12 protein-coding genes and 1 pseudogene are annotated in these 12,539 nt (G+C 68.1%); 11 read left to right on the forward strand and 2 right to left on the reverse strand.

What is annotated here, in order from left to right; genetic code table 11:
• Window positions 1–35: 35 nt before the first annotated feature.
• Window positions 36–905, reverse strand: a complete 870-nt coding sequence (locus tag ABD768_RS40055; RefSeq protein WP_343974725.1) for an alpha/beta fold hydrolase — start codon at window positions 903–905, stop codon at window positions 36–38.
• A 65-nt stretch (window positions 906–970) separates the two neighbouring features.
• Between ABD768_RS40055 and ABD768_RS40060 the strand changes: the two genes are divergently transcribed.
• Entirely contained in the window at window positions 971–1,705 is a 735-nt protein-coding gene (locus ABD768_RS40060; RefSeq protein ID WP_344849705.1) for a hypothetical protein, read from the forward strand.
• Between the two features lie 151 nt (window positions 1,706–1,856).
• On the forward strand, window positions 1,857–3,146 hold the full coding sequence (gene purD / locus ABD768_RS40065; RefSeq protein WP_343974731.1) for a phosphoribosylamine--glycine ligase: 1,290 nt from the start codon (window positions 1,857–1,859) through the stop codon (window positions 3,144–3,146).
• Here purD and ABD768_RS40070 read toward each other — a convergent pair.
• The gene (locus ABD768_RS40070) at window positions 3,143–3,802 is read right to left on the reverse strand and encodes a TetR/AcrR family transcriptional regulator (protein WP_343974734.1); all 660 of its coding nucleotides are present in this window, start codon (window positions 3,800–3,802) and stop codon (window positions 3,143–3,145) included. The genes purD and ABD768_RS40070 overlap by 4 nt on opposite strands.
• A 76-nt stretch (window positions 3,803–3,878) precedes the next feature.
• Between ABD768_RS40070 and ABD768_RS40075 the strand changes: the two genes are divergently transcribed.
• The 9 genes and pseudogenes from ABD768_RS40075 (at window position 3,879) to ABD768_RS40115 (ending at window position 12,480) form a co-directional block, all read left to right on the forward strand.
• On the forward strand, window positions 3,879–4,850 hold the full coding sequence (locus tag ABD768_RS40075) for an NAD(P)-dependent alcohol dehydrogenase (protein ID WP_344849709.1): 972 nt from the start codon (window positions 3,879–3,881) through the stop codon (window positions 4,848–4,850).
• A gap of 436 nt (window positions 4,851–5,286) precedes the next feature.
• A pseudogene (locus ABD768_RS43200) lies at window positions 5,287–6,111 on the forward strand (AvrD family protein); the annotation flags it as partial.
• Between the two features lie 82 nt (window positions 6,112–6,193).
• Window positions 6,194–7,237, forward strand: a complete 1,044-nt coding sequence (locus tag ABD768_RS40085; protein ID WP_344849718.1) for a beta-ketoacyl-ACP synthase III — start codon at window positions 6,194–6,196, stop codon at window positions 7,235–7,237.
• Window positions 7,238–7,247: 10 nt separating this feature from the next.
• On the forward strand, window positions 7,248–7,493 hold the full coding sequence (locus ABD768_RS40090) for a phosphopantetheine-binding protein (RefSeq protein ID WP_343974746.1): 246 nt from the start codon (window positions 7,248–7,250) through the stop codon (window positions 7,491–7,493).
• Between the two features lie 126 nt (window positions 7,494–7,619).
• The gene (locus ABD768_RS40095) at window positions 7,620–8,486 is read left to right on the forward strand and encodes a helix-turn-helix transcriptional regulator (protein WP_344849721.1); all 867 of its coding nucleotides are present in this window, start codon (window positions 7,620–7,622) and stop codon (window positions 8,484–8,486) included.
• Window positions 8,483–9,262: an MBL fold metallo-hydrolase gene (locus ABD768_RS40100; protein ID WP_344849723.1), complete on the forward strand. Its 780-nt coding sequence runs from the start codon at window positions 8,483–8,485 to the stop codon at window positions 9,260–9,262. The genes ABD768_RS40095 and ABD768_RS40100 overlap by 4 nt, the downstream gene beginning before the upstream one ends.
• A gap of 61 nt (window positions 9,263–9,323) precedes the next feature.
• On the forward strand, window positions 9,324–10,778 hold the full coding sequence (locus tag ABD768_RS40105) for an MFS transporter (protein ID WP_344849725.1): 1,455 nt from the start codon (window positions 9,324–9,326) through the stop codon (window positions 10,776–10,778).
• Window positions 10,775–11,767, forward strand: a complete 993-nt coding sequence (locus ABD768_RS40110; protein ID WP_344849728.1) for an AvrD family protein — start codon at window positions 10,775–10,777, stop codon at window positions 11,765–11,767. Before ABD768_RS40105 ends, ABD768_RS40110 begins: the two co-directional genes overlap by 4 nt.
• Before the next feature lie 23 nt (window positions 11,768–11,790).
• Complete coding sequence (locus ABD768_RS40115; protein WP_344849733.1) at window positions 11,791–12,480, forward strand: AAA family ATPase; 690 nt, start codon at window positions 11,791–11,793, stop codon at window positions 12,478–12,480.
• Window positions 12,481–12,539: the final 59 nt, after the last annotated feature.

The following is a 12,539-nucleotide window of genomic DNA, read 5'->3' on the forward strand; positions in this document are numbered from 1 at the left end:
GTCTCCAGCTAACCAGATGGGTCCGGGCCGATCGGTCAGCGGGCCAGTACTTCGCGCAGGCGCGCCGCGAACTCGGCCGGCTGTCCGGGCATCCCGTACTCGTCGCCGAGGAAGCCGCCGTGGTTGCTCGGGAACACCACCGGGGTGAGGTCCAGCCGCTCGGCAACCGCCTTCCCGCCGCGGGCGGCGAGCTGCGCGCCGGACTCCTCGCCCACACCGATGACCAGCTTGGAGCCGGCCTTGCCGAGTGCGTCGAAGTCGGGCTGGTACGACGTACAGCCGCGGATGTTCTGCCCGAGCAGCGCGTCGTCGCGGGAACCGTCGTCCTCGGCCGGTAGCCCGAACATCGCCGGATCCGGCGCCGGCTGGTCGGTGTAGTCGGCCGGGATCTCGCCTTCGAAGCTGACGATCGAGATGAACTTGGCCATCCCGGCGCCCATCCCGTCGCGCTGGTAGGTCTGGTAGATGTCCTCGACGGCCTTGAGCGCCGCGTCGCGGTCGGAGGTCAGCGACACCAGGGGCGGCTCGTGGGCGACCAGGGTGCTGACCAGCTCGGGCCGTTGGGCCAGCAGGGCGAGCGCGTTGACCGCTCCGCCGCTGCTCGCGAACAGGTCGACCGGTCCGGCGTCGAGGGCCTCGATCAAGGCTGCCAGGTCCGCGGCGTGGTCGTCGGGGGAGAGTTCGCCGGCGCCGTCGGTCCGCGCGCTCCGCTCGACGCCGCGCGGGTCATACGTCACCACGGTCCGGTCGGTGAAGTGCGACGCCAGGGTCGGGAAGCCGCTGGCACCCATCGGAGAGCCGATCATCAGCAGTACCGGCTGTTCGCGGTCGTCGAGGTCGCCGCGCACGTCGTACGTGAGAATCGCGCCCGGTACGGCGAGGGTGTGGGTGACGGGTTCCGGCATGACAACTCCTCAGGTCGGTCTCGTTGCTGCACCCTTGCACCCTTCCAGGGCTAGCGTCGAGACCCATGCGGAAGAAACTCGTGATCCTGCTCGGCGCCGCGGCGATCGTTGCCGCGGCAACAGGTGTCTCCCTCGCCCGTCCTTCGGACGCGGCTTCAGTGGCTGGGGAGAACTACGGCCAGTACTCGCTCATGTTCGAGAAGTCCGCCGGCCAGTACTGGGCAGGCGGCGCCGCGGCCGGCCAATGGGCCTGGACGCCGCTGACCGCGACCACGTCGGACATCTCCTGGGGCGACCCCAAGACCTGGCCCCCCAAATCCGCCGAACACTTCATCCGCTCCGGCGACTGGGTCCTCCTGGACGGCTACAACGACGGCGCCGGTCGCCCCCTGACCCAAATCCAGCGAGTCACCTCAGAGAAGATCGGCGCCGCCAACTGCACCGGCATGCAGCCCCTGCCGTCAGCGTCCGGCCGCCAGCACTACGTCAAATGGACCATCCCCACCACCGGTTACTGCCTGGACGCCACCGGCACCATCAAGCCCCCCAACAACTCCACCACGGTCAACTTCCGCCACCTCCAAAAGTGGAGCCCGCCCCACCCCTGCTCCAACCAGTACTTCACCGGCCAGACCTGCATCACCCAGTTCGAACAGTGGTGGGACGACAACCACCACCCCTATTCATTGCAACTCTCCCGCACCCTGGAACTGGCCAGAGGCAAAGGCCCAGCCTTCACCAACCACACCACAGTCCCCGTCACCTGGAACGCAGAAGCCAGGTACTACTGGCACTACTGAGCCGTTCGCCAACCCCCTTGCTCTGAAGAGATCTGGCGGCATTCGGTCAGGCGCTCGACGACTCCGGAGGACGGCGACCGGGCAGGAGCGGCGGAGGAGCGGAAGTGGAGGGCGCGTGGGGAAATAGCTGGGTGCACTAGGCTCAGGGCTTGTGAAGGTTTTGGTTGTGGGCTCTGGTGGGCGTGAGCATGCACTGGTCTGGGCGTTGAGCCGGGATCCTGAGGTTGAGCAGGTTGTGGCGGCGCCGGGGAATCCGGGGATCGACGCCTTGCAGCCGGCGCACGACGGGCAAACGATTGTTTGCCGGTCGGTGGAGATCTCGGATCACGACGCGGTGGTGGCGCTGGCTCAGGAGGTTGGCGCCGATCTGGTGGTGGTCGGGCCGGAGGCGCCGCTGGTCGCCGGGCTGGCGGATCCGCTCAGGGCAGCCGGGATCGCGGTGTTCGGGCCGTCCATGGATGCTGCCCAGATCGAGGGGTCCAAGGCTTTTGCCAAGGACGTGATGGCTGCGGCCAGCGTGCCGACCGGGCGGGCCTACGTCTGTACGACGCCGGAGCAGGCGGCCGAGGCGATCGACGCGTTCGGGCCGCCGTACGTGGTCAAGGACGACGCGCTTGCTGCCGGCAAGGGTGTGGTGGTGACGTCGGACCGGGCCGAGGCGCTGGAGCACGCCGCGGGCTGTGACCAGGTGCTGATCGAGGAGTTCCTCGACGGCCCCGAGGTCTCGCTGTTCGCGATCACCGACGGCGTCACCGTACTTCCGATGCAGCCGGCGCAGGACTTCAAACGCCTTGCGGACAACGACGAAGGCCCCAACACCGGCGGCATGGGCGCGTACACCCCGTTGCCCTGGGCACCGGAAGGTCTGGTCGAGGAGATCACCGAGAAGGTGCTCCAGCCGACCATCGACGAGCTCCGCCGTCGCGGCACCCCGTTCAGCGGACTCCTGTACGCCGGCCTCGCCCTCACCTCCCGTGGCGTCCGCGTGATCGAGTTCAACGCCCGCTTCGGCGACCCGGAGACGCAAGCCCTGCTGCCGCTGCTGCAGACCCCGCTCGGTGGACTCCTGTACGCCGCCGCGACCGGCAAACTCGCCGACGCCGAACCCCTGCGCTGGAAGTCAGGCGCCTCGGTCGCGGTCGTGGTCGCGGCCAAGAAGTACCCGGCCAAGCCCCGCAGCGGTGACGTGATCAGCGGCATCGACCAGGCCGAGGCCGGTGGCGTCCGCGTCTTCCACGCCGGTACGACGCTCGAGGACGGCGAGGTCGTCACGTCAGGCGGCCGGGTCCTCGCGGTCAGTGCCACCGGCAAGGATCTCGACGAGGCTCGCCAGCGCGCCTACGCCGGCGTCGGCCAGATCCTCATCAAGGGCTCGCAGCACCGCACCGACATCGCCCTCAAGGCCGCCCGCGGCGAGATCCAGCTGGAACCGGTCAGCTAAAGCAATCGAGCAAGTCCGTCGAGGATCAGCGAAAGACCGAAGTCGAACTCGTCGCCGAAGTCGTAGCCGGGCTGGAGGACATGATCCACCGCCAGCTCGGTCAGGTGCGGATACTGTCCTGAGCTGAACTGCTCCATCATCCCGCCGGCGACCTCGGCGGCATCCTCGGATCCCTCGAACGGCAACGACGCTTCCTGTACTGCGAACCCGTACACGAACGCGTCGAGCAAGGCATAGGCGTGCGCCGTCTGAGCCACCGAGAACCCGGCCGCGCGAAAAGTCCCCACATTCGCGTCGTGATGCCGCAGCGTCGCCGGCCCCGGGCTGGTCCGCGACTCCATCAACGCGATCGCCCACGGATGCCGCCGCAACACCTCCCGCGCCGAGTGCGCCCGCTTGCCGATCTCCGCCCGCCAGTCACCGCCCGGCACCGGCAGCTCGATCTCGCCGAACACCAGATCGACGATCCCGTCCAGGATCTCGTTCTTGTTCGCGACGTAGTAGTAGACCGACATCGGCTTCACATCGAGCTGAGTGGCCAGTGACCGGATCGTCAGCCCGCCCAGTCCGCCGCCGTCCGCGACCGCGACGGCGGCACGTAGTACCCGCTCGCGGCTGAGTTGAGCGCGCTCCGTAGACCCCTGTGACCGTGGCATCGGAACGGACGATAGCAGTTTCGTACTAAGTACGATACGCTCCCCTTACTTAGTACGAAGCAGGGGAGACGGAAAGATGCGCGCAGTCGTGAGGGACAGCTACGGCACGGCCGACGTCCTGCGAGTGGCCGAGATCGCGAGACCGGCCCCAGGTCCCGGGCAGGTCTTGGTGCAGATCGAGGCGGCGGGGCTCGATCGGGGCGCCTGGCATCTGATGACCGGCAAGCCGTACCTCCTCCGTCTCGTCTTCGGCGTGCGCCGGCCGAGGAACCCCGTGCTCGGGCGGGAGCTGGCGGGTCGCGTCGTCGCCCTCGGTGAAGGGGTGACCACGTTCGCCGAGGGCGACGAAGTGTTCGGCATCGGCGAGGGAAGCTTCGCCCAGTACGCCGTTGCGCGCGCCGACAAGCTAGCCGTGAAGCCGGCCGGTCTCAGCTTCACTGAAGCCGCGGTGCTCGGGATCTCCGGGACCACCGCGCTGCAAGCGCTCCGCGACGGCGGCAACATCCAGGCCGGCCAGAGGGTACTGATCACCGGCGCCTCCGGTGGCGTCGGCTCGTACGCGGTCCAGCTCGCCAAGGCGTTCGGCGCCGAAGTCACCGGCACCGCCAGTACTACGAAACTCGCGCTGGTGCAGAAGCTCGGGGCCGACCATGTCCTCGACTACACCCGCGAGGACTTCGCTGACGGAGTCAACCGCTACGACCTGATCATCGACCTGGCCGGCACCCCGACGCTGAAGCGACTGCGTCGCGCACTCACCAAGACAGGGACCGCCGTCATCGCAGGGGGTGAGGGTGGCGGACCCCTCTCCGGCGGGATCGACCGGCAGCTCCGAGCGCAACTGCTGTCGCCGTTCGTCCGGCAGCGGCTGACCAGCCTGCTGGCGAAAGAGAACGCCGCTGACCTCGAGGTCCTGCTGGAGCTGGTCGAAGCGGGCAAGGTGCTGCCGAGTATCGACAGTGTGGTGCCGCTCGACGGGGTGCCGCAGGCTCTCGTCGACCTCGGCGACGGCTTGGTCAGCGGCAAGATCGCGGTCGCCGTCTCCTGATGTGGACGTCCCGACCCCCGGCGAGCACTCGCCGGGGGTCCCGTCTTGTTGCCGCAAAGCGCATCCCGTGAGTCGTCCGCGTTACCGATGGCAACGGACCGGAAATCCCCCGGCTGCGTGAAGCGTTTGACCTGGGCTCGGGCCGGCGGTCTGGTCAATTGTCCAGGAAATGCCCGGGAAATCGTCGGGTAATCCGCCGGTGATTGAGCGCCGATGGCGGGCTTGTAAATTCTGTAAAACGCCTCGGACTGGCCGGATCGATGGCCTACAGTCGCTGCTGAACAGTTCGAGCATGCCGCCCCGCTGGCTCGAAAGACCCTCCCAGGTCATTGTTGATTCATTTGTATTGCGGGGATTATTGATCCGTGGGGGATTGATCAGAATGCCTGTGAATACCACCTTGCCCGCTGTCGACGACATTCTCGGACCAGCGGGTATGCGATTCTTCGGCCGCGGCTTCCGCCGGGTCGGTTATGACGTCTCGGACCTGACGGCGGGCTGTGCCGATCAGATCCCCTGGGCCTCCGCCGGCGTCGACGTCAGTTATCCGAGCGACTGGTCGCGGAAGGCCGTCGGCACCGACCTCCGCCCGCACTTCAGCACCATCGACGCCCTGGTCCTCGGCGCCCAGTTGGCCGAGCACTGTCTGCAGTCTCCCGGTCAGGCCCCTGAGATCCTCGCCAACAGTTGGCTGCGCAAGGTCCGGATCACCGCCGGCAGCAAGCCGCAGGAAGACCTGGCCGGCCTGAAGGCGACGGCTCGCAGGAAGAGCGTCCAGCCGGCCGACGAGCCCGGCTGGACGGTCTCGGTCTTCGACTCCGCGATCGGCGCGATGCGTGTCCAGTCCGAGGTCGTGCATCCCGCCGCCACGCTCGCCGAGGGCGAGTGGACCCTCGAAGAGCTGCCCGAGGGCCGGTACTACGGCGCCGGGTTCAAGGCCCGGACCCAGCACATCCGCGACCTCGAAGTACAGGATCAGACCAAGGCCAAAGCCATCCTGGAGTTGTCCGACGACGGGCAGCCAAGCACCAGCGGACTGGAGGGCGCGTACCACCCGGCGCCTTCCATGGTCGACGCCTTCGTCACCGCGCTGCAGTTGGCGCAGGTGATGATGTACGACCTGGACGGCATCCCGAGGCAAGCCAGTGACACGTTGTGGATGCGCCAGACCACGATGACTGCTCCGAAGCCCAGCAAAACAAGGGATATCCCGGTCACGACCGAGCTGGCCGATCCCGCGTTGCTGCAGATGGCTGGCGACACCTGGCGTACCTTCACCGTGCTGGCAGATGTTGCCGGCATCAACGTCCGGTCCGCCGTCACCGACTGCCCGGGAGCGCGTGATGCGCGCCGCGGTCGTCTGCGGGCTGGGCGGGAGCCTGCCGCCGAGGATCGTCACCAACGACGAGCTGGCCCAGCGCCTCGACACCTCCGACGACTGGATCCGCACCAGAACGGGGATCGGCCGCCGACATGTCGTCGATCCCGGTACTACGACCAGCCACCTGGCCGCCGAGGCCGGTCTGCGAGCCCTGAAGAGTTCCGGCCACCACACCGTCGACCTGGTCGTCCTCGCCACGACGACCCCCGATCGCACCTGCCCTGGAACGGCTCCGACCGTTGCCGCGCGGATGGGGCTGACCGACGTACCGGCGTACGACGTGTCCGCCGTGTGCTCTGGTTTCGTCTATGCCCTGCAAGCCGGGGCCGGCGCGATCGTGGCCGGATTCGCCGAGCGGGTGATGGTGATCGGCGCCGAGTCGTTCAGCACGATTCTGGCGCCCGACGACCGGACCACGTCGGTGATCTTCGGCGACGGCGCGGGCGCGGTCATCCTGCGCGCCGGCGAACCCGATGAGCTCGGCGCCTTGCAGCACTTCGATCTGGGCAGCGACGGCAGCATGGCCGACCTGATCACGATCCGCGGCGGCGGCGCCGAGCAGCGGTCGAGCGGTTCCCCGGCCAAGCCCGAGGACGGCTACTTCCGGATGGACGGCAAGTCGGTGTTCTTCGCCGCCGTACGCCGGATGGCCGAGTCCTCGCGCGCCGTGCTGGCCAAGACCGGCTGGGGAATCGAGGACGTCGACCGGCTGGTCGCCCACCAGGCGAACATCCGGATCATCCACGCCGTCGCCGGGCAACTCGGCCTGCCACCGGAACGCGCACTGATGAACATCGAACGCGTCGGCAACACGTCCGCCGCGTCCATCCCGCTGGCCCTGGCCGACGGCTTCGCATGCGGATCGCTGCGGGCCGGCGACCGGGTCCTGCTCACTGCCTTCGGTGGTGGTGCGACCTGGGGATCGGCCTCGCTCGTCTGGCCGGCCCTTTCCTCCGAACTCACCCTGCCGATCGAAAACGCAACACCCCTGCTCACCGCCCATTGAGGAGAAAACAATGTCCGCTGACGTGACCGCCCAGATCCTCGACATTCTGATCACCAAGTACGACGTACCGGCCGACGAGCTGACCGAGTCGACCGTGTTCGAAGACGTCGCGATCGATTCGCTGGCGTTGCTGGAAATGGCGCTGATGCTGGAGAAGAAGCTCGGCATCCCGATCGCCGAAGGCACCCTCGGCGGCCATCAGACGATCGCCCAGGCCGGCGCCGCGGTCGGCGCGCTGCTGACCCCGGCGTCCTGACCAGCAAGGCAGACGGAAACTGGCGGGCGGTGATGAGACGTTTGCGGATCGTGTCGATCCGTAACCGGTTCCGTGAGATCATCGCCCCACAGTTCGGTTCGATGGCTGGGGGGACAGGAGCCGCTAATGACCGCCCTTGAGAGGACCACAGACACTGCCCGCGGGCACAGTTCCGATCGCTATCGCCGGTCCGAGCTGGCGGGCTTCCTGCGGGCCCGTCGCGAAGGGCTGACGCCGGACGAGGTCGGCCTGCCGCACGAGACCCGCCGGCGCCGTACGCCGGGGCTGCGCCGCGAAGAGGTCGCCGTCCTGGCCAACGTCGGCGTCACTTGGTACACGTGGATGGAGCAGGCGCGGGACATCTCGGTGTCCGCCGAGATCCTCGCGTCGGTGGCGAAGGTGCTGCGACTGACCGACGCCGAGCGCGACTACCTGTTCGACCTGGCCGGCCACGAGCGTCCGTCGACGACGCCCGAGGGTCCGGAATCCGTGCACGTACGGGAGTTGCTGGACAGCATCGCCGACCGGCCGGCGTACTGCGTCGACCGGTACTGGACGGTGCTGGCCAGCAACCGGCTCGGCGAGGTCGTCTTCGGTGCCGGCGCCGGCACGAACTGCCTGGAGCGGTTCTTCGTCGACGAGTCGGTCGCCGAGCGGTACCCGTTCCGTGAGGCGACCGCGAAGATGCTCATCTCGCAGTTCCGCGAGCAGGCCGCCCGGTTCGCCGGCGACCCCGGGTTCGGCGCGATGGTCGACCGGCTGGCTGCCCGGTCGCCGGTCTTCGAACACCTCTGGAAGTCTTATGTGGTTGGCGTTGCGCCGCACCTCGACCTCGTCTTCGACCACCCCGAAGCAGGCCGGATGAGCTTCTCGGCGAACGTACTGCGTCCGGTCGTCGACGACGACCGGCGGATCTTCGTCTACCACCCGAAGCCGCACACCCCGACCGCCACCGCGCTGGCCTCGCTGGCCGCCGAGGTGACCGCCGAGTGACCGCCGCCGAACGGTGGACCGCCGCGGCGGTCCACCGCACGATCACGCTCGGCGATGCCGAGATCAGCTACCTCCCCGACGGCCGCGTCGAGCTCGAACCCCATGGCTGGTTCAGCGTTCCCGATCTCGACGGCATCTCGCCGGAGTTGCTCACGCCCACGGGGTACCTGACCGGATCCATCGGCTCGCTGCTGATCCGTACGCCGGACTGGGTCGTCCTGATCGACGCGGGCTACGGACCACGCCAGCTCGCGCGCGAGCAATCCCATCCCTCGCTGGGCGAACTCACCGGCGGCGGCCTCGCGTCGTACACCGAGGAGTACGCCGACGTCGACGCGGTCCTCTTCACCCATCTGCACGACGACCACACCGGCTGGGCGATGGCCGGCTGGCCCGGCACCAGCCTGACCGAGCGGCCACACTGCGCAGGAGCCGCCGAAGCCCCGTCGAGCTTCCACGGCCTGGCCGATGGCGAGCAACTCTTCCCAGGCCTGACAGCACTCGCATCGCCGGGCCACACGCGCGGCCATACGTCGTACCTGATCGAGCGAGAAGGCCAACAACTGTTGGTGTTCGGCGATGTGATGCACAGTCCGGTCCAGGTCGCGCGTCCGGAGTTGAACTCCTGCTTCGAGGCTGATCCGGCCAGCTCTCTCAAGTCCAGGGCGATGACGCTGGAGTATCTCCAGCAGCCCGGGGTGATCGGGGCGGGCATGCATTTCGCCGACGTGGTCTTCGGTGCAGTGGCCGACGGAGCTTGGCAGCTAGCCAGGTAGTGCGCAGTACCCCCATCAGGACGCTCTGGATGGGATCGGCGTGGGTCGTCAACCTGAGAGCATGACCACCGAAACCCTGACCGGCCGGCAGCGCCTGATCATGTGCCTGCTGCTCGGTGCCCAGTTCATGTTCGCCCTGGACTTCTCGATCGTCACGGTCGCTCTGCCGGTGATCGGCGACGACCTGGACATGACACCGGCCGAGCTCTCCTGGATCGTCACGCTGTTCGCCCTCTCCGCGGCCGGCCTGATGCTCCTGATGGGCAGGATCGGCGACTACTACGGCCGCAAGCGGATGTTCCTGATCGGGATGGCCCTGCTGACCGTCGGGTCCGCGATCGGTGGGTTCGCGAACGAGCCGACACTGGTCTACGTCGCCCGGATCCTGCAGGGTGTCGCGACGGCTGTCACCGCCCCGGCTGCCCTCGCGCTCCTGACCACCTCGTTCCCGGAAGGCCCGCTGCGGAACAAGGCGCTCGGGCTCAACGGCGCCCTGCTCTCACTCGGCTTCGCCGTCGGTGCGGTGCTCGGCGGCGTACTGACCGACCTGCTCGGCTGGCGCTTCACCTTCTTCCTGAACGTCCCCGTCGGTCTGCTCGTCCTGGTTCTCGCCCCGGCGCTGATCAAGGAGTCCACCGAGCCGATCCGGCAGAAGCTCGACGTCCCCGGCGCGGTCACGATCTCGCTCGCGCTGCTCTCGCTCGTCCTCGGCTTCTCCCGCGCCGAGGCGAAGGGCTGGAGCTCACCGCAGGTGTGGATCCTGCTCGCCGCGGCCGCCGTCCTGTTCAGCTTCTTCTGGTTGATCGAGTCGCGGTCCCCGCACCCACTCGCCGCCGTCACCGTGCTCAAGCGGCCATCCGTTGCTCTCGGCAACCTCGGCGGCCTGCTCACCTTCTCGATGGAGAGCGGCAAGGTCTTCCTGCTGACCATCTACCTGCAGCGGGTGCTCGACAGCTCGGCCTTCCTGACCGGTATCGCCTTCGCCGTCCTCGGCGCCGGCGCGTTCACCGGTGGCATGGTCGCCGCCAAGATCATCAACAAGATCGGCGCTCGCAACACGCTGGTCTTCGGTCTGTTGTTGCAGGGGGCGACCGCCGCCACCTTCGTGCTGCTCGGCCACTCGTTCGCGGCCGGCTACGTGCACATCCTGGTGGCGACCGCTCTCGGTGGCTTCGGGCACGTACTGGCGATCGTCTCCTACACCGTCGCCGTGACGTCCGGCCTCCCGGACAGCGAGCAGGGTCTGGCCGGCGGGCTGAGCGCGATGACGCAACAGGTCGCCTTCACCCTCGGTACGCCGATCCTCGCCGCCATCGCCATCACGGCGGGGGCCACGGCCGGTGCGACCAAGGACGGGATCCTGGACGGCGTACACACCGGTCTGCTGGTCGACGCCCTTGCTCTCGCGGTCGTCGCCGGTCTGATCGCCGTGCTCTACAAGGTGCCCCGGGCAACGGCAGCGCCGGCCGAGCCCGTCCAGACCGTTGAGACTGCCGAGGCAGAGGTCGCTGGATGACGAACACAGCGCAGTTGCCGACGGACTACTGGCAGTCCATCGACGATGCGCTCGGCCCCGCGGCCGGCCGGTACTTCGGAACGGGCTACAAGCACACCGGGCCGTCCATCGGCCAGGTACAGGTCCGTCACGACGCGCAGGCCTCGAGGCTGGCCGGTCACGCCTCAGTGACCGGCGACCAACTCAGTACGACGGACGCGGTCGCGCTGGTCACCGAGGCCCTGGTGGGCCTGGTGGCCGCGCGGTACTGCCCCGAAGCGGCTCGCGAGACCCGGATGATCGCGCTCGATCTCCGGGCCTCGGCCAAACCGCTCGGAGCGCCGCTCGACGACTTCCCGGTGCACGCCAGGTTGTCGGACGAGAGTGGCGGGACGCTGTCCATCGAGGCCTCGATCGGCAACATCACGGCGGTCGGGCAGGTCGTCCGGCCCACCGAGGCCAGCAGCCTGGTCGATGTCGACTCGGCCGAACGGCTGCCGTCGCTGTTCGGCGTCGGGGAGGAGCTCGCCTACCAGCGCCGCACGGTGGCGCTGACCAGAGTCACCTCCCGCAGCCCCGCCGAAGCCGAAGCCGACTTCGAAGTCACCGCCGACCGATCCGCTGCCGACCGTCCCGCTGACGGCCGATCCGTCGCCGACCGATCCGCTGGCGCCCGGACGGGCGGGGGTCATCTCGGTGGCGACGACGTCGGGGAGGTCTGCTTCATTGATGCATTCGTGGGGGCGGTTCAGCTTGGCCAGTTGTTGCTTGCCCGGCTGGATGGGCTGGACGAGTTCGGTGGACTGTTCACCCGCCGGACCTCGTTCCGCGTCGATCGCCCGCTGCACACCGCGCAGCGTTCGTTGCTGCACACCCGGCTCGGCCGGTCCCGGATCGTCCGGCTCGAAGGAAGTCCCTGGCGCTGTGCCGACATCGTCGCAGGCGTCGGGGATGCCATGACTGTCACCTGTTCCGTCGGTCACCGCCTACCTGACACCCATCAGGTCTGACCACTCACACTGGAGAACACCTCATGCGACTAGCAGTCTCCGGAACGTACTCGACCGGCAAGACCATCACCACGACGGCTCTGGCCCACTACACCGGCATCCCCCGCAGCGCGGCCAAGACGATGCGGGAGCTGCTGCCCATCTCGGTGCCGGGCAAGACGCTCGAGCAGTGCACGGGGTCGGAGATCCTGATGCTGATCACCCGCCGCAACACCGAGCGCGCGGTGAACGAGTCGCACCTGGGCGACAGCTTCATCTCCGACGGATCGTCCATCCACGAATGGATCTACGGCACCGTCCGGGTGATCGTCGGCGTCAACCCGACCGCCAACACGACGATGGAGAACGTCGAGCGGACCGACGAGATCCGGTACTTCGAGGACGTGATCGACAAACTCGGCGTACCGGCCAAGCAGCATGCGCTGGCTAACTACGACGCCTTCGTCCGGCTGCCGATCGAGTTCCCGATGGTTGCCGACGGCCACCGTCCGGTGAACGAGCGGTTCCGGCTGCTGGCCGACGAGATGATCCAGGCCGAGGTGGACAAGCTCGGCATCCCGACCTTTACCGCCGGCGGCACGGTCGAGGAACGCCTGGTCTCGATCACCGGCCACTACAACCTGCCCACTGTGATCTCCATCGAGGAGGCGGTGGCCCGCGCCAAGGCCGACTACGACGCCATCGACACCCGCTCCGAACTCGAACGCGTCTGAATCCCACTCCCGGGCCGGAGCTCATCACTCCGGCCCGGGGCTGCCACGACCACGAACGG

It is taken from the genome of Kribbella ginsengisoli (assembly GCF_039537185.1).
GTDB classification, from domain to species: Bacteria; Actinomycetota; Actinomycetes; order Propionibacteriales; family Kribbellaceae; genus Kribbella; species Kribbella koreensis.